The organism is Pseudotenacibaculum sp. MALMAid0570, assembly GCF_040151415.1.
Classification (GTDB): domain Bacteria; phylum Bacteroidota; class Bacteroidia; order Flavobacteriales; family Flavobacteriaceae; genus Polaribacter.
The window spans coordinates 14129-37028 of the sequence record NZ_JBDKWF010000043.1 but is presented as its reverse complement, the minus strand read 5'-3'; the positions used below and the strand labels follow the sequence as shown (position 1 = coordinate 37028).

The window sequence follows — 22900 nt, the reverse complement described above, 5'->3', positions numbered from 1 at the left end:
TTAGGATAAAATATAGACAAACTTACTTTCCGATACAAAAGTTAGAAAAAATATGACCTAGAATGTCTTTGTCTACATCGTATTCACCAGTAATGTTTCCTAGATGGCGCAAACACTCACGAATATCAATAGCAAAAAGATCAGAAGATATTTCGGCTTCAATTCCATTTTTTACAGATAATATACTTTCTAAAGCATTGTTTAAGGCTTCAAAATGACGAGAATTGGTCACAATAGTTTCGTTATTGCTTAAGGCACCTTTGTTAACTAGAGAAGTTAGTTCATTAGTAAGCGTATCAATTCCAATTTTTTGTTTCGCAGAAAGTAAAAGAATATCCTCTATAGAAGAACTAATACTGTTCTTTTGTGAGTCAGAAAGTGCATCAATTTTATTGGCAATTACAAGTAATCTCTTATTTGGAAAACGTTTTTCAATCGTTGCTATTTCCTCTAAAAAAGCTTCTTTATTCTTTTCAAATTTATTGGCATCAATCAAAAAGATAATTAATTGAGCTTTTTCAGCTTTCTCATAAGCTTTTTGAATACCAATATTTTCAACTACATCATCAGTTTCTCTAATTCCAGCAGTGTCTATAAAGCGAAAAGCAACCCCCTCAATAATTAACTCATCTTCTATCGCATCACGTGTTGTTCCTGCAATATCAGAGACTATGGCTTTCTCTTCATTTAATAAGGCATTTAGTAATGTAGATTTCCCAACATTGGGTTCACCTATAATTGCTACTGGTATTCCATTCTTCATTGCGTTTCCAAAAGCAAAACTATCAATCAACCTTTTTAAAACTGAAGAAATTGTATGAACTAGTTCTTTAAATTTTGTTCTATCAGCAAATTCAACATCCTCACCGGAAAAATCTAGTTCCAATTCTATCAATGCAGCAAAATCTAACAATTGTCCTCTTAATTCTTTTAATTCATTGGTAATTCCTCCTCGCATTTGTTGAATAGCCATTTGGTGTGATGCAGCAGAATTAGAAGCAATTACATCGGCAACGGCTTCAGCTTGCGATAAATCCATTTTACCATTTAAAAAGGCGCGCATGGTAAACTCACCGTTATCTGCCATTCTACAACCATTCTTTAGGAAGAGTTGAAGAATTTCTTGTTGAATATAACTGGAGCCATGACAAGAAATCTCTACAATATTTTCACCAGTGTAGGAGTGAGGATTCTTAAAAATAGAAACCAAAACTTCATCGATTATCTGACCATTGTTTACAATATGCCCTAAGTGTATAGTATGCGTCTTTTGCTCTTGAAGAGCTTTTCCTCGTATCGATTTAAAAAACTGTGAAGCTATTGAAATTGATTCTTCGCCTGAAAGGCGAATAACAGAAATAGCACCAATACCACTTGGAGTTGCTAAAGCTATGATAGTATCGTTTGAAATCATAGGGCAAATATACATCGCTAAATCGAGTTACAAAGCGAGAAAATTGTAACAAGTTTAATTCTTTTGCGTCTTTTATATAGAACCAACTGTTAAGAAGATGAAAAAAGACAAACAATTATTAGTATTAACACATTTAAGTCAATTAATCGACTTTGTTACCGGAATAGGAGGGTTTATAGTACCCCTAATTCTATGGCTAGTAAAAAAAGATGATGTAATTGATATGGATAAACATGGAAGAGCTATTTTAAACTTTAGAATAAGTATGTTTATCTATTTGTTAATCTGTATCCCTGCCATTCTCTTTTTTGGATTAGGATTGTTAGGGTTTTTAGTAATAGGAATTTTTTATTTAATATTTCCGATTATTAATGCAATTAGAGCGAGCAACGAAGAGGAACCGAGTTATCCGTTAAGTATTCAGTTTCTTTAAATATATTTTTTGAATTAATAGTAAAAGCGCCTTGTTAGGCGCTTTTTTTATAGAGCACTTTTTATGTAATCTTCATATTCATAGAAGAATAGCTCAAATTTCGGCATGGTTTCTACAAAAAACTCGTAACAATCTCTCCAAGTATTTTTGTTATGAATGCTAAACTTTTTTTCATGATTTACATAAATTCTACGAATTTTTTTTCCGTTCTCTAATTCGTAAGAATTATCATAAATGATTTCCGGCAAATATTCTTCGGTGAGTATAGTTTTTAAGGAAAGAAGCTGATCAAACAACACTTCGTTAAAAATTTCATCTGGATGTTCTAAATCTAAACAAACCATTGCTTTTTTACGATCGGCAACAAATTTGAAAGAAAACCCTTTGATTTTTGTATTATACAATAACCATTTCTTAGGAAAAGATTTTCCAAAACTAGTCCAAAATTCTTGTCGTAATCTAGCAGATTCTTCTTTGCTAAACATTATCCATGAACTTTCGCGATTGTTCCTCTAGATTTCATCATATCGGCTTCAAACTCTAAGAGGCTTTGCCATTTTTGATCAACAATCTCTCTATCCATATATTTTCTTGCATACCCAAGAAATAATGTATAGTGATTGGCTTCAGAAACCATTAAGTCTTTGTAGAACTTAGAAAGTTCATCATCATTCATGTTTTCCGAAAACACTTTAAATCGTTCACAGCTTCTGGCTTCAATTAATGCGGCTACCAAAAGTCTATGAACTAATGCTTCTGTTCTATTATTTGTATGTGGAAAGAATTTTTGGAGACGTAAAGCATAATCATTCTTGGTGGCTTTACCTAAAACCATATCTCTATCTACCATTAAATTATGAACCATTCTAAAATGCTCCATTTCTTCAATAGCAATGTCACTCATATCTTTAACCAATTCAGTTTCTTCAGAATAATTAATTATAATAGAAACTGCGTTTGAAGCTGCTTTCTGTTCAGCAAAAGCATGATCGGTTAAGAGTTGTTCTAACCCATTTTCGGCAACTTCTACCCAAGAAGTCTCTGTTTCAAATTTCAATCCTAACATTCAATTTCTTTGATGATTTCAAGAGCAAAATTAATTGAAACCTATCAAACTAAAGAAAGTTCTGGATAAAGTTTTCTAGAAATTGATACGAATTGGGTATTTTTTGTATTTTCGATTTTCAACTTAGTAAAATGTTAGAACTCGCAGGGATTATCATATTTGGAATATTGGCGCAATGGGTAGCGTGGAGATTTAAGATTCCGGCGATTTTACCATTGATCTTAATTGGACTATTGGTTGGACCAATAGCAGCTGAATTTTTAACTGAAGATGGTTCTAAGTACATTGAGCCGGTTTGGAATGGCAAAAAGGGATTGTTCCCAGGTGAGGGATTGTATTATTTTGTTTCCTTAGCCATTAGTATTATTCTTTTTGAAGGAGGATTAACACTGAAGCGTAACGAAATTAAAAATGTAGGACCGGTTATTACTAAATTAATCACCCTAGGCTCTGCTGTAACCTTTTTTGGTGCTGGGGTATTGGCACACTACATTTTTGGATTAAGGTGGGATCTTTCTTTCTTATTTTCAGGATTGATTATTGTAACAGGTCCTACAGTAATAACACCTATCTTAAGAAATATTCCTTTGAAGAAAGATGTTTCTGCCGTTCTAAAATGGGAAGGAATTTTAATTGACCCAATTGGAGCTCTTGTAGCTGTTTTAGTTTTTGAATTTATAAGTGTAGGAGGAGATAGCGGGTTTACCAAAACGGCTTTAATAGAGTTTGGTAAGATTCTCTTATTTGGTACTTCATTTGGTTTTACGTTTGCACATGCTTTAGCTTTTGTAATTAATAAAAAATGGATTCCTCATTATCTAATGAATGTGGTTTCGCTATCTACAGTTTTATTAGTATTTGTTGAATCTGAGATTTTTGCCCATGAATCAGGTTTATTAGCTGTAGTTGTTATGGGAATGGTATTAGGAAATGGTAAACTGAAAAATTTAAAAGAACTGTTATACTTTAAAGAGTCTTTAAGTGTCTTATTAATTTCAATTTTATTCATCTTGTTAGCTGCTAATATCAACATGAGTGATTTAATGTTGTTATACACTTGGGATACTGCCATACTTTTCGCTTTGGTAGTATTTGTGATAAGACCTCTAGCAGTATTTATTAGCACTTATGGATCTAACTTAAAATTAAATGAACGTTTATTTATAAGTTGGGTAGGACCTAGAGGTATTGTTGCTGCGGGTATTGCATCTCTTTTTGGAAGTAAATTATTAAAGGAAGGAGTTGAAGGAGCCGAATATATTACTCCTTTGGTTTTTATGGTTGTACTCGGAACCGTTTTGTTGAATGCTACAACAGCTAGACTATTTGCTAGAGTTGTTGGAGTGTTTTTGAAAAACTCAGATGGGATTTTAATTGTAGGAGCCTCTAAAGCATCTAGGCTAATTGCCGATTATTTGCAAAAATTCGGGAAGAGAGTAGTATTAATTGATTCAAATAAGACTTTTATTGAACAAGCTAATAAGCAAGGTTTAGAAGCATTTGAATTTAATATTTATGACGACGATCTTACAGATAATATTGAATTGAATGATATTGGTTATTTAATAGCTATGACTGGAAGTGATGCTGTTAATCAATACGCTTTAAATAACTTGTCAAAAGAGTTTGGAGAGCATGGCGCATTTCGCTTGGCAACAGCTGATGAAGTTAAAAACAAGAATTTTGATGAAAAGAATGTCTTTTTTTCACCTGAAGATGATTATATCAATTTAAGTGAAACTGTTAGAGATCATCCAACTATTTATGAAATCTCAGTTAACTCTAAAGAAGAATACTATTCAAATTTAGAAAAAATCCATGGTCAACTAGAAACAGTTCCTTTATTTGTTATTACAAAAGATAAAAACATTTATTTACTATCTGAATTTGAATCCAAAGAATTAACTTTAGAAAACGCTAAGCTGATTTATGTTGGTAATAAGATTTAAGTTATAAGTCTAGTTGAAAAGTATCTTTCAATTTTTCAATCATTGGATTTTTTTCTTTCAACTTGTTGTACTTCTCTAGAGGAGTGTATGCAAATTTCTTCTCAACTGTTTCATTAACAATTATTTCTACTTGAATTCCGTAGTTATTGAGAGATTCTCTAAGATGCTTTAAAAGCTTAGGTTTGGCATGTTTTAATTGATCTTCCATCAAGCGATTTGGAATAGAAAAATGAATCTTAAATTCTTCTTTTAAAACAGGCTCATCAGCAGCTAATATAGCAGCAATGCTTTTTTCACCTTTCTTTTGAAGCTTGTTGTGATATTCTTTCCACGTTTTTGTTAAAGAATCTTGAGAGAAGGGATCTTTTGGATGATTGTCAAAATTTTCTTCTTCAACTTTTTTGCTTTCAGTTTTCTTTTGATGTACACTTTTTAAAGAAAATGCTGATGCTCTTCTTTGAATGTTTTTTAAAACCGGAGGAGGTTTAGGAACTTCTTTTTTGCTTTCTTCTACTTGTGAAGTTTGGGTTGTACTGGAAACTTTTTCCTTTGGTTTTGAAATTTCTTTCGCAGCAGGAGAGAGTGCTGTAAAAAAAGTAGCTGGAATTATGTAGTTAGCTGACTTTTTTTTTTCTCCATCAAAAGTGATAGAGGCAATTTGCATCAATGTTAGTTCAACTAATAAACGTTGATTTTTACTAGCTCTATAATTTAAATCGCATTCATTCGCTTTGTCAATAGCTTGAATTAAGAAAGTAATACTAGCCTTAGAAGATTGATCTATGTATTTTTTCTTTGCATTGTCTCCAACTTCTAGCAATTCAACAGTTGCATTATCTTTAGCTACCAATAAATCTCTAAAATGAGAAGCCAAGCCATTGATAAAATGATGACCTTCAAAACCTTTAGAAAGTATAGTATTGAAATGATTTAAAACCTCTGGTATTTTATTGTCCAGTAAAAGTCCTGTCATTTCAAAATAAGTATCATAATCAAGTACATTTAAATTTTGAGTTACAGCTTCACGAGTTAAATTGCTTCCTGAAAAACTAATAACTCTATCAAAAATAGACAAAGCATCACGCATGGCTCCATCAGCTTTTTGAGCTATAATATGTAAAGCATCATCATCAGCGATAATGTTTTCCTTCTCACATATTGTTTTGAGATAATTTTTAGCATCAAGAACAGTAATTCTCTTAAAATCGAAAATTTGACAACGTGATAAGATTGTAGGTATAATCTTATGTTTTTCTGTAGTTGCTAAAATAAAAATAGCATGAGCTGGAGGTTCTTCTAATGTCTTTAAAAAAGCATTGAAAGCTGCTTGAGATAACATATGAACCTCGTCTATAATATAAACCTTGTATTTTCCTGTCTGAGGAGGAATGCGAACTTGGTCTGTTAAGTTTCTAATATCATCAACAGAATTATTAGAAGCAGCATCTAATTCAAAAATATTAAAAGCAAAATCTTCATCAGATGAAGTTGAATCTTCTTGATTGATTCTTTTTGCTAAGATTCTAGCACATGATGTTTTCCCTACACCTCTCGGACCAGTAAATAATAAAGCTTGAGCCAGATGGTTGTTTTTAATAGCATTTTCAAGCGTGTTTGTAATAGCTTGCTGACCAACAACATCTGTGAAATTTTGTGGTCTGTATTTACGTGCAGAAACGATAAAATGCTCCATCTACTAATGCTTATCTTTACTAAAACAAATGTAAGTATCTGCAAGAGGATTTACAATATGGTTTCTTAACAAAATAATAAAGTTGTAAACAATTGTAGGGTTTTAATTTTTTTGGAGACTTAAGTACAAAATAGAATTATCATGAAAATTTTCAAGTTGTTATTTGTTGTCATGCTTACAACCTATATTTCTGTATCATTTGCATTTTCAGTTAAAAATCATCATAAGAAAATTCAAAAAACTACTATTCTACAAAAACAAGAAGTAGCTTATTTTGCTAGCGGATGTTTTTGGTGTGTAGAAGCTATTTTTGAAAGTGTAGATGGTGTAAGTGAGGCTGTTTCTGGTTATGCAGGAGGTCATACAGATGATCCAACATATCGTTCTATTGGAACAGGAAGAACTGGTCATGCTGAAACAGTTGCTGTTTATTATAACCCTAAGAAAGTGAGTTTTAAAACCTTGGTAGATGTTTTCTTTGGGTCACATAATCCAACAACAAAGAATGGACAACATCCTGATTATGGGAGTCAATATAGATCGATAGCGTTTTATAGTAATGATGATGAAAAAAAGATCATTAATTCTGCTATTAAAAAACTAAATAAAGAAAAATACAAAGGGAAGATAGTTACTGAGGTTACCAAGCATAAAAAATTCTACAAGGCCGAAGACTATCATCAAAATTTTGAGAGGAGAAATCCTAATAATAGTTATGTGAAAAATGTATCGATTCCAAGATTGAATCGATTCAAGAAGAAATTTCCAGACTTATTAAAAAAAGAACATTAATCTTTTTGTATGCAAAAGCCCCATTGCTGGGGCCTGCTTTCAAAGCACTCAAGTATTTCCTACCAAACAGGGAGATAGTAAGATATAAACAAGAGTTTGAGTTTGGTTAATTGGAACAGCAAGTTACTTAAAAGACTAAGGATAAGAATGCATAAAACCACATCTAAAAATGCGGATTTATGTATTTTATAAAGTATTTACTCATAAAATACAGAAACTTTTTCTAAAGATTTTCTTTTTAAATGAGGTACATAAGCAGGCTCTTTTGGGTAGCCAACTGGAAGCAAAAGATAAGCTCTTTCGTTTTTAGGTCTTTTTAAAATTTTTGATAGAAAGTTCATCGGACTAGGAGTATGAGTAAGGGTAACCAATCCAGCATTATGAATAGCAGAAATTAACATTCCAGAAGCAATTCCTATAGACTCATTCACATAATAATTATTGTGTTTATTCCCCTCTTCATCAAATTCATAAACTCTTTTAAAAGCAACAATCAACCAAGGTGCAGTTTCTAGAAAAGGCTTATGCATATCTGTAGCTAAAGGTTCAAGATCTTTTTTCCAACGCTCACTCATTCTATTCTCATAGTTTTCTTTTTCTTCTATTTCAGCAGCTTTTCTAATCTGGGTTTTCAAAAGAGGATTAGAAATGGCGCAAAAAGTCCAAGGTTGTTTATGAGCTCCAGAAGGAGCTGTAGAAGCACTCTTTATTAAATTCTCAATTATTTCTTTTGGAACTGATCTTGAAGAAAATTCTCTTACTGACCTTCTGGTATCTAACCATTCAAAAAATGAGTTACTATTTGTCAAAGATTCTTCTTCAGATTTTTCTTTAGAAGTATAGATAACATGTGTGTAACCATTAATTTGAATAGAATCAGAATGCATGACGATTAATTTTATGAATAATGCTTAAATATAAAAAATAAAGCGCTGCATACTATGCAGCGCCTTACAATCCTTAATATATATTTATGCCACACGAAAGAATCGTGTAGTACTATCAAGTACACTTACGTGTATTGATGTTTTGATACGTTTTTATTGATCTTCTAATAAAACGTATTGAACGTTCATTGTATAAACTCCTGGTTCTGCATAAGCAGAATTTCCGTTGCCAGCTGCCCCTCCCACTAAGATAGAACTGGCATTGGCAGATGACACGATATTTTCAGCTACAGTTGCATCAGCACTAAAGGCATTTGGGAAAATAGCTGGAAATCCAGGAAGTATTCTGTAATCCATAATAAATTCAAAATTGGTTCCAATACCATTATCAGAAACATAACTTCCTGCTGGCATATATCCGTTTATAATATCATCAGATATCCCACTATGACCAGCAATGTATTTTCCTAATTTGTTAGGTGGAGTAGGAGTACCATTATTGCTAACATATAAGCTGTTAGCAGCGCTTGGCCTAAATGCATCTACAAAGTCTTGACTATAATCTGGGTAAGTAGCAGTATTATTTGCAGTACCATTATTTATTTGTCTTTGTCTGAGTTCTACCATACTCATAGGAATATCAGCTATTGAGTTAACTGTAGATCCAAAGCTTTCTTCTTGATCCCAAAATGTTTTTCCGTTTGGACTTTTTCCTTTTGACCTTCCAACTGCATAAAGATCCCATTTTACTGTAGATGTAACTTTTATTACAGTAGCAGCATTATGAGTAATACCTTTGTAGTATTTACTTTTTTTATCAAAAATAAAATTGATTATCTCCGGAGCAGACATGTCGATTTGAAGTATCGGTTGTAAATCCATTCCGATAGAAACTCCTTGTTGTTGACTCTTTTGTGCATGAGTCAATGAAGTAACACAGACTAAGGCTGTAATTACCAAAAATTTAAAAATAGTTTTCATAATATATATTAATTAAGGATTAACATTATTCATTTGTTTGTAACAGGCTAAACCACAAGGGTTTAACCTGAACAAACACTTATAAATCTGGGGACTATGTGTTTTGTATTGAAACTTTCTGAAACTCAATACAACATCACATCTTTAGGAGGTTATGTGATTTTCTTATAATGAACTTTTATAAACCTGTTTAGGAGGTAGGTTTTAGATTTTTTGTATCCAGTTCAAAATTGTATCAGTAGCGCTTTTGTCAATGTTGTATAAAACATTAGCATTAAGTGTTCCTGATGTTAGGTAATGATTTAAATCTTTCATCACCTTAATTGTAATTAGAGGGTTTTTGATTTGTTTTAAACGATTAACTTCCGAAATGGGGTTTACATATTTGTCATTGCTTCCAATGAGATAAATAGTCGGAACTTGAATTTGCTTGTAAGCATCTTCATAATCATGTTTGTATAAATCTATGTGTGCGTAGCTCCAGAATTTAATGTCTTGTAACTCAAAACCTTTCTTTTTAATGGCTTGAATTCCTTTTTCTCTTAGAGCGATATCACTGATGTTAGAAAACTTATTCTTGTTAGTGATATAAACGAGGGTATCTAGTAATTGAACAAGTTCTTTTTTTGACTTGTTTTTTACTTGATAATTAGGGAGAGTTTGTATTTGATACCTTGAAGCATCAGAAAAACTTTTTACAGGAGAAGCGATTTGAATTAAAAAATCTACTTCATCTTTAGCTTTACTGATGATTTGATGTGATACAATAGAAGCCATACCACCAAGACTGTGGCCTAATACTCCTATTTGTTTGTCTTTTAATTTGGGAAGAGATCTTAAGTGTTTGATAGCGTAAGCAAGATCGTAAGTTAATCCAGATATAGCAGTTGTAAACTTTCCTTGCGATTTTCCAACACCACGCTCATCAAAACGATACACAGCAATATTGCTTTTCAGAAACTCTTCTGCAAGCTTATAGTGTGAATTCCTAGTATCTTTTCCAGATCCAGGAAGTATAATGATAACTTTTTTATAAGCTGTCTTTGGGGCAATTAAAGTCCCTGACAACTTTAAATTATCACTAAGATTCATAAAGTCGATCTCACTAAAGACATAGTTGTCTTTATCGCTAATTTCTCTTTCGTGAGAGAAACTATTTTGAGCATAACTTAACGGAGCTATAAACAATAGCACCATTAGCATCATGTTCTTCATTTCTATTAAATATAATTAAGCATAACACTACCTTATATCTAATTTTAGGGTTGTTCTTTTGGGAGTTTGTTCTTTTTATACTCAGTAAACTAAGGGGCGCCTACCTAAAATTTTCCCGGGGACGAAGAACACAAAATATAGTGCCTTCAGGAAATTTTGTGCAAATGTAAATAAAAATCACTTGAGGACAATACGTATTTTTACTTAAAACACGATTTAATGATTTCTTAACATTGGACTAATGTAATAAAAAAACGCCACTAACAGTGACGTTCTTATTTTATCCTCTATAAATTCGTTCGTATAAGTCTTTATAGATTTCTTTAATTATTTTTCGTTTCATCTTCATAGTTGGGGTAAGTTGACCTCCATCTATAGACCATTCTTCTGGTGTGAGTTCGAATTTTTTGATTTGTTCCCATTTTCCAAAACCTTTATTGCATTCATCTACTTCTCTTTGAATTCGATCAATTACAATTTGAGAAGTAGCGATTTCTTCACATGACTTTCCTATTGCATGCTCTTTTCTATCGATCCAGTCTTGAATAAAGACAAAATTTGGTTGGATAATAGCAGCTGGCATTTTTTCTCCTTCACCCACAACCATTACTTGTTCTATAAAGCGAGATTGTTTTAATTCTCCTTCTAATAATGGAGGAACTACATATTTACCACCAGAAGTTTTAAACATTTCTTTTGTTCTTCCTGTAATCTTTAAGAATCCATCTTTGCAAATTTCTCCTTTATCTCCAGTATGAAAATAACCATCTTTAATTACTTCAGCAGTTTTTTCTGGATCTTTATAATAACCCATCATAATATTTGGACCTTTGGCTAAAATTTCTCCATCTTCTGCTATTTTAACTTCAACACCGTCTATAACTCTACCAACAGTTCCTATTCTAAATCCTTTATTTCTTTGATCATTTACAGATAGTACGGGCGATGTTTCTGTTAAACCATAGCCTTCCATAATGGGCATTTCTGCGGCAGCAAAAAATCTGGTAAGTCTAGGTTGTAGAGCAGCACTTCCAGAAACCATTAAATCTAAACGACCTCCTAAGCCAGCTTTTATTTTTGAAAAGATTAGTTTCCTAGCGATAGCTAGTTTACGCTCATACCACCAACCATTTACTTTATATGGTTCGTATTGTAAAGCAACTTCTATAGCCCAATAGAAAAGCTTTTGTTTAATGCCAGATAATTCTTCGCCTCTTCCATAAATTTTATCAAATACTTTTTCGTAAAGTCTAGGAACAGCAGTCATTACATGCGGACGAACTTCTTTTAAATTGTCACTCATTTGATCGATAGATTCGGCAAAATGAATTTCTACACCACAATACTGGTATAAGTATAAAATCATTCTTTCAAAAATGTGACAAACAGGTAAGAAACTTAAAGCGATGGCTTTTCCAAAATCAAGAGGAACTCTTTTTTCACTAGCAATTACATTAGAGACTATGTTCCAATGTGAAAGCATAACTCCCTTGGGACGTCCTGTGGTTCCTGATGTGTAAATTAAAGTGGCAAGATCATCTTTTTTAACAGCATTTTTCCTTTCTTCTACTTCATTCTGATTACTGTTATCTTCTCCTAATTCTAAAACTTCTTTCCAATTTTTTTCTCCAGATATTTCATCAAAGGTATAAACTTCTTTAAGTTGAGTATTTCCTTTAATCTGATTTAGTTTTTCAACAATCTCTGTGTCAGAAACAAAACAATAAACAGATTCTGAATGATTAAGGACATATTCATAGTCTTCTTTTGATATTGTAGGATATATAGGAACGTTTTGTGCTCCTACTTGTAAAATACCAATATCCATTACATTCCATTCTGTTCTGTTGTTGGATGAAATCACAGCAATCTTATCATTAGCTTTTACCCCTAATCGAAGTAAAGCTCTACTAATTTTATTGGCTTGAGCAATATACTCTTCATTAGAAGTTGCTACCCAATCCTGCCCATATTTTGTTACAAAAGCTTTGTTTAAATTGAATTTTTTTTGAGCATAGTAAGGGAAGTCGAATAATCGAGTGATTTCTGTTGACATATAATTCTGTGTGTGTAAAATTTGTTGAATGCCAAATTACAAAAAAGCATCAGATTTCACAAAACGAGATTATTTGTTGTGATTTCTATAGGTTGTAGATTTTATTAAAGAGATCTATGTGTTTTTCAAGTATAATTTTCCTTCTCATTTTCATAGTAGGAGTGAGGTGCCCAGATTCTGTAGTCCATTCTTCTTTTGTAATTTCAAAATCTTTGATTTGCTCCCATTTTCCAAAACCTTTATTGTATTTATTGATTTCTTTTTGAAGTCTATTCCTTAATCTTTGATCAGAACTAATATCTTTTATCTGATATTCTTTTCTTTTTGCCCATTCCTCTATAAATTCAAAATTGATTTGTACTAAAGCTGCTGGCATTTTTTGAGCTTCTCCAATAACCATTACTTGCTCTATAAATCTAGATTTTTTTAGTTCACTTTCTAAGACAGCTAATGCAATATATTTCCCTCCAGAGGTTTTAAAGATTTCTTTTTTACGATCTGTAATTTTTAAAAAACCATCGGAATCTATTTCACCAATGTCTCCTGTATGCAAATAACCATTTTTAATAGTATCAGCAGTTAAATCTCCTCTTTTGTAATAACCTTGCATTACACAATGTCCTTTCATTAAAATCTCTCCATCATCAGCAATTTTAATTTCAATACCATCTAACGCTTTCCCTACTGTACCAATTTTCAAACCATTATTTCTCAAGTCATTTAAGGTTGCTCCTGGAGAAGATTCGGTCATTCCATAACCTTCGTACACAGGAATTCCAGCTGCAGTAAAGATGCGAATTAATCTTGGCTGAAGAGGAGCACTTCCTGACAACATGAATTCTAAATGATTACCAAGGGCTTCTTGCCATTTACTAAAAATTAATTTTCTAGCTATACCTAGTTTGAAATGGTACCATCTTCCGTTTTGACGATAAGGTTTATATTGTTCACCTAATTCTAAAGCCCAAAAGAACAATCGCTTTTTAATTCCTGTTAATTGACTTCCTTTGTCTACTATTTTATCAAATATTTTTTCCAATAGTCTAGGAACTACAGCTAGCATATGAGGTTTTACTTCTCTTATATTGTCACCTAATTGATCGATGCTTTCGGCAAAATAAACTGAAAAACCCATAATTGTCGAATAGTAAGAAGCGGCTCTTTCAAAAACATGGCTTACTGGCAAGTAACTAACAACTCTTTTTCCAGCTCCTTCAATATCAAGTCTTTTTCCAGTAACTCTGATATTTTGAACGATATTATCATGAGATAACATTACTCCCTTTGGAGTACCTGTTGTTCCTGATGTATAAATAATAGTGGCTATATCTTCAGGTTTAATACTGTTCTTTATTTGATCTACTTGTTCTTGTAGTTTCAAATTGTCTCCTAATTTTAAAAAAGAATTCCAGCCAATTTCAGAATCACTATCAAATCTATATACTTCTTTAATCTTTGTTTTCGATTGTATAGCTTTTACTTTCTGATAAATTTCTTCACCAGCAACAAAACAGTAAATAGAATCGGAATGATTTAAAACATATTCGTAATCTTTTTCTGATAATGTAGCGTATAAAGGAACATTTTGTGCTCCTATTTGAAGTACGCCAATATCTAGAAAATTCCATTTAGGTTGATTGACAGGAACAATAACAGCTACCTTATCATTTGCCTTAACGTTAAGATGCAAAAGAGCTCTACTTACTTTATTAGAGATATCTATATAATCTTGAGTAGAATAGCTTTTCCACGTATTATTTTCCTTATAAAGGAAACAGTTTTCTTGAGGGAAGTGATCGTTTTGAAAATAGGGACAATCAAAAAGACGAGAGACTTGTTTGATCATGTTAGTTAATTGTACTACAATATATAAAAAAATAGGTCTCTATAATAGAGACCTATTTATTGGATCGATATGGTTGTCCCCTGAAACAATATCAACCAAATTTTCGGTTGTAAAGTTAGTAAAGGGAAATATACTGGGTATAGGTGCTTATACCTATTTTTAGTTTCTATTTAATAAATATCTTGAAAAGCTTTTACCATTGATTTTAGTGTATTTAGAATCAATATCATAAGCGACTTTCATTCCAGAGATGTCAAACTTTCCGTGTACTTCAGTATACTTAATATTTAAATCTTCTTCAAATCTTACATCTTTGAAAGAAACACCGTCATTAAATTTAGTGTACTTAAAAGTTGTTGTTTCTTTAAATGTAGAGTTAGCAAAACTTATGAAGTTAGCAAAATTGGCATATTTAAATGTAGCTCCATTTTCAAAATTTGTATTCTTAAAGCTTGCAGTTTTCTTAAATTTAGAATATTTAAAAGTAGTATCGTCTTGAAAATCTGCGTTTTCAAATGATGATTCATTTTCAAAGTATGAATATTTAAACATAGCTTTTCTTTGAAAAACACAGTCTTTAAATATAGCGTCATCTTCAAAACTAGCAACGAAGGTATAACCACTATCATCACTATCAGGAATATATGCTAATACATCATCTTTGAAAGTACAGTTGACAAAAGAAATTTTAGTTTCAATCAAATTTTTAACCTTGTTGTCTCCATTATTTCCTTTCCACCATCTTTTTTTTCTTTTTGGAAGATCTTCTAATTTTTCATCCATATAAGTAAAATCTAGAACTCCTTCGATAATGGCATTATTTATTGAAACATCTTTTCCGGCTTTGATGTCTTTTATGATATCACTAGCATTTACAGTTTTTTGAGAGAAACCAACAAAACTTACTAGAGTAAAAATAAGTGTTAATAGAGTAATTTTATTTTTCATGATCTAAGTTTTAATACACTCTAAAGACAAAGATGTCATTTTTTTGTGACAGTTTTATCGAGAAAATAAAATTGAAGAAACAAATTTTAGGTTATGCATCTTTTTTCTCAATCCATTTTCTAGCATTCACAAAAGCTTCCAACCAAGGAGAAACTTCATCTTTTCTTCCATTTGGATAATTAGCCCAGTTCCATTGGAATGTAGAACGTTCTATATGTGGCATAGTTACTAAATGACGTCCAGTTTTATCACACATCATTGCTGTATTAAAGTCAGATCCATTTGGATTGTGAGGATATCCTTCATAAGCATATTTAGCAACGATGTCATATTTGTCTTCCGAATAGGGTAAGTTAAATTTTCCTTCACCATGAGAAATCCAAACTCCTAAGGTAGTGCCAGCTAACGTTGAAAGCATTATAGAATTGTTCTCCTGAACTTTCACAGATGTAAAGGAACTTTCGTGTTTGCCTGAATCATTATAGGTCATTTTTCCGTGAACTTCATGGTCTGGATTGATTAAATCTAATTCCATCCATAATTGACAACCATTACAAATACCCACACTTAATGTATCTTCTCGATTAAAAAAGTTTTTTAGCGCTTTGTTTGCTTTTTCGTTGTATAGAAATGCACCTGCCCAACCTTTGGCCGAACCTAATACATCTGAGTTAGAGAAACCACCAACTGCTCCAATAAATTGAATATCTTCTAAAGTTTCACGACCTGAAATAAGATCAGTCATGTGTACGTCCTTCACGTCAAATCCTGCTAAATACATAGCATTTGCCATCTCACGTTCAGAATTACTTCCTTTTTCTCTTATTATAGCGGCTTTGGGCTTAGGTTTTGAAGCATCTATTTTAGGTAATTTTCCAGTAAAGCTCTCTGGAAAGACATACTGTAAAGGTTGATTTTTATAGTTATTATATCGATCTTTTGCTAAGTTATTAGCTGTTTGTTTTTGATCAAGTAAGAAAGAAGTTTTGTACCAAACATCTCTTAATTCAGATATAGATAGAGAGTATTTTGTATCACCATTTTGGATATTTAAACGATCTCCATTGGTTACAGAACCAATTTTTATTGCATCTATATTATTTTCGGTAAATATTTTTTCAATAGAATTGTCCTTTGATTGTATAACAATTCCTACATTTTCAGAGAATAATAACTGTATCGTATCGTTTTCTCCTATTGAAGAGAAATCTAAGTCTGCTCCAGTATCTACATTAGCAAAACATAATTCCAGCAAAGTTGTTATTAAACCTCCAGAAGCAATATCGTGTCCTGCAACAATTTGCTCATCACGTATTAAATCTTGGATAGTATTGAATACATTTTTTACATAAGCAGCACTCTTTACTGTTGGAGCTTCATTACCAATTGAATTGACAATTTGAGCAAAAGAGCTTCCTCCAAGTTTGTGTTCATCTTGTGATATATTGATATAATAAATAGAACCTCCTTGCTTTTTGAAAACGGGTTCTACAACTTTGGTAATATCATTACAGTTTGCGGCTGCTGAAATAATCACAGTTCCAGGAGAAATAACATCTTCATTAGGATATTTTTGTTTCATAGACAAAGAATCCTTTCCTGTAGGAACATTAATGCCTAAATCTATAGAAAATTCTGAAACTGCTTTTACAGCTTCATACAGTCTAGCATCTTCACCTTCATTTTTGCAAGGCCACATCCAATTTGCAGATAATGAAACGGATTGTAAACCATCTTTTAAAGGAGCCCATATAATGTTTGTTAACGATTCTGTAATTGAATTTCTACTTCCAGCAATCGGATTGATTAATCCAGAAATAGGAGAGTGGCCAATAGAAGTTGCAATACCTTCTTTACCTTTATAGTCTAGAGCCATTACACCTACATTGTTTAAAGGTATTTGTAATTGACCAACACATTGTTGTTTGGCTACTTTTCCACCAACACAACGATCTACTTTATTGGTTAACCAATCTTTACAAGCTACAGCTTCAAGTTGTAATACTTGAGATAGATAAGATTCAAACTCAGAAGAATTATAAGTAATATCTTTATATTCTCTATGAATTGTAGTATCATCCATAATGGTTTTAGGCGAAGAACCAAACATGTCTTCAAGCGCTAAATCCATTGGTTTGTTTCCTGTTTTAGATTCAAATGTAAATCTATGGTCACCAGTAACATTTCCAACCTGATACATTGGAGATCTTTCTCTCTCAGCAATATTTTGTAAAGTAGCGATATGATCTTCTCCAATAACAAGTCCCATTCGTTCTTGAGACTCATTACCAATAATTTCTTTATTTGAAAGTGTTGGATCTCCAACAGGAAGCTCATCTAAGTCTATTTTTCCACCAGTATCTTCAACTAATTCAGAAAGACAATTCAAATGACCTCCAGCTCCATGATCATGGATAGAAACAATAAAATTCTCATCACTTTCTACCATTCCTCTTACGGCATTAGCAGCGCGTTTTTGCATTTCAGGATTTGAACGTTGTACAGCATTGAGTTCTATACCAGATGAAAATTCTCCAGTATCTGCAGATGATACCGCAGCTCCACCCATACCAATTCTATAATTGTCACCACCAAGAATTACAATTTTATCTCCTTCTTTGGGAGTATCTTTTATTGCCTGATCTCTTTTTCCATATCCAATTCCACCTGCCAACATTATTACTTTGTCAAAACCTAGCTTACGAGCTTCTTCTTCATGTTCAAAAGTTAAAACAGATCCTGTAATTAATGGTTGACCAAATTTATTTCCAAAATCTGAAGCTCCATTAGAAGCTTTGATTAGAATATCCATTGGAGTTTGATATAGCCATTTTCTTTCATCCATATTTTCCCAAGGGCGATTTTCTTCTAATCGGGAATATGAAGTCATATATACAGCAGTTCCAGCTAATGGAATAGAACCTTTACCACCAGCAAGTCGATCTCTAATTTCACCTCCAGATCCTGTAGCGGCACCATTAAAAGGTTCTACAGTGGTAGGGAAATTGTGAGTCTCTGCTTTGATGGAAATTACAGAATCAAAATCTTGAGTTTGATAGAAATCAGGTACATCAGCTCTTTTAGGTGCAAATTGTTCAACTTTCGGACCTTTTATGAAAGCTACATTATCTTTGTATGCAGAAACAATATCATTTGGATTTTGTTTGGATGTTTCTTTAATCATTTTAAAGAGTGATGTAGGTTGCTTTTCACCATCAATTACAAATGTTCCGTTAAATATTTTATGTCTACAATGCTCAGAATTTACTTGTGAAAAACCAAAAACTTCTGAGTCAGTTAGTTTTCTTCCTATCTTTTCAGAAAGTTGATTAAGATATTGAATTTCTTCATTACTTAATGCCAATCCTTCTTTTTCATTGTAGGCAGCTATGTCTTCAATTTCAAATATAGGTTCAGGCTGAATGTCGATTGTAAATGTTTCTTGGTGTAAGCCATTAAACTTCTGTAGAATCATAGGGTCGAAATCTGAAAAATCCTCAGAAACAGCCTTAAATTCTTCAATTCTTAAGATTCCAGAGATACCCATATTTTGAGTTATCTCAACGGCATTCGTGCTCCAAGGAGTTATCATTGCTGCCCTTGGGCCAATAAAAAAGGCGTCAAGAGACGCCGCATTGAGTTTATGTTGGTTGCCAAAAAGCCAAGTTAATTTTGAAATGTTTTTAGCAGATAATTCTTCCGTTGTTTGGACAGCAAATACTTTACTGTTTTGGTTTCCAAAGAAGTGGATCATTCTTTATGAATTTGTGTTGTTGTGTTGAAGCCACAAATTTAAAATTTTCGATTGTATTATTTACACTAGAAATCTTGTTTTTTTTCTTTTTATGAAGCTTTTATTAACAATGAATAATTTTATGCGCAAGTTTTTTTTAGAACTAGCATCTAAAACTCATCAACTAATTTATAAATTCATATACATGAAGAAAAAACTACCTCAATTCATTACATTTTTGTGCCTAGGATTTCTGTTTATCAGCGGAACAATTGATTTGGATAATCTTTTTAATTATGCCAATCAAACAATTCCTAACTACATTACAAAAGACAATACTCCTAATACAAATCCTATTGATGATAAGATTGCAACTCTTGGAAGAGTATTGTTTTATGACAAAAATTTATCAGATAATAATACGATAGCATGTGCCAGTTGTCATCAGCAAGCTTTTGCATTTGGAGATCCTGATGTAACTAGTACAGGTTTGGACGGTGGTCAAACAGGAAGACATTCTATGCGTTTAATTAATTCAAGATTTGCAGATGAAGTTCAGTTTTTCTGGGATGAAAGAGCAGCTACTCTTGAAGATCAGGTTACTCAACCTATCCAAGATCACGTTGAAATGGGTTTCAGTGGCACAAATGGAGATCCAGATATTAATGATTTAATTACAAAGCTATCAGCAATAGATTACTATCAAACATTATTTGAATTTGCTTTTGGAGATGCTACAATTACTGAAGAAAGAATGCAATTGGCTCTAGGACAATTTGTGAGAAGTATTCAATCTTTTGATTCAAAGTTTGATGTTGGTTTAGTTCAAGCTGGAGGAAATTTGAATGCAAACTTCCCTAATTTTACAGCTCAAGAGAATGAAGGAAAACAACTTTTCTTGGCTCCACCCCCAGGAGGTCCAGGAGGAGGAGGGAATGGCGCTGGTTGTGCAGGATGCCACAGACCACCTGAGTTTGATATTGATCCTAATTCATTAAATAACGGTTTGATAACTGTAGCAGGTAGTTCTGCAATAGACTTGACAAATACAAGATCTCCTAGTTTGAGAGATTTGGTTAATCCAGATAATAGTTTAAATGGGCCATTAATGCACGATGGTAGTTTAAGTACTTTATTAGATGTAGTTAACCACTACAACAGTATTCCTAACAATCCAGCTAATACAAATTTAGATAATAGATTGTCTAGACCTGGAGGACAAACACAACAATTGAATTTAACTGAGGATGAGAAAAATGCTTTAGTAGCATTTTTAGGGACTTTAACTGGAACAGATGTATATACAAATGAAATTTGGTCAGACCCTTTTGATGTATCTGGCAATATAACGCTCACAGGAGGTATTTTATCTACCAATGAAGAATCTTTTGGCAAATCTGTTACTGTATATCCTAACCCTGTAGTAACTGATTTAAAGCTACGAATTGAATCTGGTAACTATCGTATTTTTGTTTATACTATTATGGGCCAGAAGAATTTAGAAATAAATATTACTGAAAATACTGATTTAGATTTAAGTTCCTTATCTAAAGGAATTTATATTTTGAGAATAAAAGATATTCAGACAAATAAGGTCTTTAGGAAAAAGTTTATAAAGCAATAAAAAAGGCGTCTTATGACGCCTTTTTTATTGTTATCTTTTAATAATCTTTCTTGTTGTGGTGTTTTTCCCATCTGAAATTTTTAACAGATAAATACCATTTGAAAGATTGGACAAATCTAATCTTTGATTGGAGTTTGAAATTGTTTGTTGTTTTATTCTTTTCCCTAAGATATTAAATACTTGAACATTCAGGCTTTCATTATTTTTAATGAAGATATAATTCAGAGAAGTTGGATTTGGATATATGTGTAACTCATTCCATTCAAAATTAGTTGTACTAAGAGTAGATGTGTGAGAACCAATATCATCAAATGTGTCTTGAGGGAAAGAGTTCCATTCATTTACTTCATCAAAAGTAGTATTAGGCTCTATTACAGAAGGTTTTCTTCTTAATGTAACATCTTTAGCAAAATTTCCACTTCCTCCATCAAAAACCCCTATGATATCTATTAAAGTTTCATCTTTAAAAAGCCCAACAGGATCATTTCCATTAAAGTTTAAAGGCTCACCAAAATTAGTTCCTGCGTTATTAGGCACTGTTATATCGGCTTCAGCAAGTAAGGTTGGATCAGAAGCGCTTCCATTGATAACAACAACAACTTCTCCTGAATTTAATATTCCTGAGAGATCAAATCTTGTTGACCAAGCACCAGCTCCATTTGCTTGCCTTCTAAGGTTATAATCAGACAAATCAATAGCGTTTTGAGTAACATTCACAATTTCTATAGCTTTATTATTACTAGATCCTTCTACATATTCAGAAATGAAAATTTCTGTTGCTCCGCCAGTTCCGCCATCGGTTGTTGTGGCATTTACAGGAGTACTTTGAGCAGAAGAGTTACCAGCAGCATCTTTAGCTAATACTGTAACAGAGTATGTAGTAGATGCTGTTAAACTATTTACAGTATACGTAGTATTTGATGTAGTTGAATTAAAAACTCCACCTAAATACACATCATATGCAGACACGCCAGTATCGTCTGTAGAAGCATCCCATGTTACTTTGAAAGAAACATTTGTTTCGTTACTAATTACAATATTCATTGGAACTGTGGGTGCTTGATTATCTTCTAAGGTCATTGCATTTAATGGTGCACTGGGTGAAGACTCATTCTCAGCAATATCTTTTGCTACTACTGTTAAGCTAAATGATGTATTAGAAGCTAGGTTAGAAATTGTATAATTTGTATTGGAAGTTGAACCGTTTAAGTTACCATCAACATAAATATCGTAACTAGAAACTCCCACATTATCAGTAGATGCATCCCAAGATAAGTCTATAGATGTTGTTGTTATGTTAGATGTCATAAGGTTTGCAGGAATAGAAGGAGCTTGATTATCTGTGCTTGTGTAAATTCCCCAAATATCTTCTGCTTCGGGTCCTCCCCATATTCTAGTTGCTAACCTTGGATTATCAATAAATGGATTCCTGTTTCCTTGGGCAAAGGCATTAGAATCATTTCCGTGATAGTTATTTCTTTGCACTTCTATATCAGAAACTGGATCTTCAGCATTCCATTCTAAAAATAAATCGATCATATCGTCAGGAGTGGCTGAATTATCTCCAATTCCAACGTTACTTGGTAAACAACGCGTGTCATAACGTAAATACATATACATCATCATACGTGCTACATCACCTTTCCATTCATCACCAGGATACCAACCAGTACTTACAGCTCCGGAATTTCCAGAGCCATCAATAAATAATTTATTTCCACGAGAAGAGTTTCTTTGTGTGTCACATGGTCTTAAATTATGTGCATCTGCATATGGAGGTCCATCTTGTCCACCTTGATCTAAATCTGGTGTTGCTAAAGAGTTAGCATATACATGTTCTCTGTTCCAATCTCCAACGGCACCTCCATTTTGATTGATTCCTCTCTCACGATCGTTAGTTCCATCTCCATCTGTACCGTTTTCCCAACCATATATTAACAATACTTCAGCACTATTCATAGGATTAACATCTGTAATCATGCTAGAGTCCCATACATTAGAATAAGTTAGATTATTGGTATGAGTGGTAGTAATTTTTGTGATTAAAGCGTTTTTAAGGCTGATTCCAGTTAGATTTAAGTTTACATCGTTGTAATAACTCTGTTGGGCTAATACAACTAATGAGTAAAGGAAAAAGAAATAAAAAAGTAACTGTTTTTTCATTGAGTTTTAATTAAATATTAATACCTCATCATTGAGATGAGGGTAACTACACAAAAACTTTTTCAGCAACTTTTTTGATTTCATCACCACAGATAATCAT

The 22900-nt window shown here is 32.5% G+C and carries 16 protein-coding genes; 4 read left to right on the top strand and 12 right to left on the bottom strand.

Annotation, left to right across the window (positions count from 1 at the left end; all coding sequences use genetic code 11):
• Nucleotides 1-22 precede the first annotated feature (22 nt).
• Nucleotides 23-1414 (bottom strand): tRNA uridine-5-carboxymethylaminomethyl(34) synthesis GTPase MnmE, encoded by a 1392-nt coding sequence (gene mnmE / locus AAON49_RS01660; RefSeq protein ID WP_349552161.1) that lies wholly within the window; start codon nt 1412-1414, stop codon nt 23-25.
• Between the two features lie 97 nt (nt 1415-1511).
• Between mnmE and AAON49_RS01655 the strand changes: the two genes are divergently transcribed.
• A complete protein-coding gene (locus AAON49_RS01655) occupies nt 1512-1847 on the top strand; it encodes a DUF4870 domain-containing protein (RefSeq protein ID WP_349552160.1) in 336 nt (111 codons plus the stop codon).
• 47 nt (nt 1848-1894) lie between these two features.
• Here AAON49_RS01655 and AAON49_RS01650 read toward each other — a convergent pair whose 3' ends face one another.
• Nucleotides 1895-2332: a DUF4268 domain-containing protein gene (locus AAON49_RS01650; RefSeq protein WP_349552158.1), complete on the bottom strand. Its 438-nt coding sequence runs from the start codon at nt 2330-2332 to the stop codon at nt 1895-1897.
• Nucleotides 2332-2913 carry a MiaE family protein gene (locus AAON49_RS01645; RefSeq protein WP_349552157.1) on the bottom strand — a complete coding sequence of 194 codons (582 nt, stop codon included), beginning with the start codon at nt 2911-2913 and terminating at the stop codon, nt 2332-2334. The genes AAON49_RS01650 and AAON49_RS01645 overlap by 1 nt, the downstream gene beginning before the upstream one ends.
• A 131-nt stretch (nt 2914-3044) precedes the next feature.
• On the opposite strand from AAON49_RS01645, the gene AAON49_RS01640 reads away from it, so the two are divergent.
• Nucleotides 3045-4862, top strand: a complete 1818-nt coding sequence (locus AAON49_RS01640) for a cation:proton antiporter (protein WP_349552155.1) — start codon at nt 3045-3047, stop codon at nt 4860-4862.
• Nucleotide 4863: 1 nt separating this feature from the next.
• On the opposite strand, the gene dnaX is transcribed toward AAON49_RS01640, so the two are convergent.
• Entirely contained in the window at nt 4864-6555 is a 1692-nt protein-coding gene (gene dnaX / locus AAON49_RS01635) for a DNA polymerase III subunit gamma/tau (protein ID WP_349552154.1), read from the bottom strand.
• A gap of 141 nt (nt 6556-6696) precedes the next feature.
• Here dnaX and msrA point away from each other — a divergent pair, with 141 nt between their 5' ends.
• Nucleotides 6697-7347: a peptide-methionine (S)-S-oxide reductase MsrA gene (msrA, locus tag AAON49_RS01630; protein WP_349552153.1), complete on the top strand. Its 651-nt coding sequence runs from the start codon at nt 6697-6699 to the stop codon at nt 7345-7347.
• 197 nt (nt 7348-7544) lie between these two features.
• Here msrA and AAON49_RS01625 read toward each other — a convergent pair whose 3' ends face one another.
• From AAON49_RS01625 to purL, 7 genes are all read right to left on the bottom strand, one after another.
• Nucleotides 7545-8234 (bottom strand): nitroreductase family protein, encoded by a 690-nt coding sequence (locus AAON49_RS01625; RefSeq protein WP_349552152.1) that lies wholly within the window; start codon nt 8232-8234, stop codon nt 7545-7547.
• A 153-nt stretch (nt 8235-8387) separates the two neighbouring features.
• Nucleotides 8388-9215, bottom strand: a complete 828-nt coding sequence (locus AAON49_RS01620) for a hypothetical protein (protein WP_349552151.1) — start codon at nt 9213-9215, stop codon at nt 8388-8390.
• A 204-nt stretch (nt 9216-9419) separates the two neighbouring features.
• Nucleotides 9420-10430 (bottom strand): alpha/beta hydrolase, encoded by a 1011-nt coding sequence (locus tag AAON49_RS01615; RefSeq protein WP_349552150.1) that lies wholly within the window; start codon nt 10428-10430, stop codon nt 9420-9422.
• A gap of 280 nt (nt 10431-10710) precedes the next feature.
• Nucleotides 10711-12486 (bottom strand): AMP-dependent synthetase/ligase, encoded by a 1776-nt coding sequence (locus AAON49_RS01610; RefSeq protein ID WP_349552148.1) that lies wholly within the window; start codon nt 12484-12486, stop codon nt 10711-10713.
• Between the two features lie 85 nt (nt 12487-12571).
• Nucleotides 12572-14332, bottom strand: coding sequence for an AMP-dependent synthetase/ligase (locus AAON49_RS01605; RefSeq protein WP_349552147.1), 1761 nt, complete (start codon nt 14330-14332; stop codon nt 12572-12574).
• Between the two features lie 159 nt (nt 14333-14491).
• Nucleotides 14492-15280: a pentapeptide repeat-containing protein gene (locus AAON49_RS01600; protein WP_349552145.1), complete on the bottom strand. Its 789-nt coding sequence runs from the start codon at nt 15278-15280 to the stop codon at nt 14492-14494.
• A 91-nt stretch (nt 15281-15371) separates the two neighbouring features.
• The gene (gene purL / locus AAON49_RS01595) at nt 15372-19034 is read right to left on the bottom strand and encodes a phosphoribosylformylglycinamidine synthase (protein WP_349552144.1); all 3663 of its coding nucleotides are present in this window, start codon (nt 19032-19034) and stop codon (nt 15372-15374) included.
• 184 nt (nt 19035-19218) lie between these two features.
• Between purL and AAON49_RS01590 the strand changes: the two genes are divergently transcribed.
• Nucleotides 19219-20637, top strand: a complete 1419-nt coding sequence (locus AAON49_RS01590; RefSeq protein ID WP_349552143.1) for a cytochrome c peroxidase — start codon at nt 19219-19221, stop codon at nt 20635-20637.
• Between the two features lie 30 nt (nt 20638-20667).
• Here AAON49_RS01590 and AAON49_RS01585 read toward each other — a convergent pair whose 3' ends face one another.
• Nucleotides 20668-22800, bottom strand: coding sequence for an endonuclease (locus AAON49_RS01585; protein ID WP_349552141.1), 2133 nt, complete (start codon nt 22798-22800; stop codon nt 20668-20670).
• Between the last annotated feature and the right edge of the window lie 100 nt (nt 22801-22900).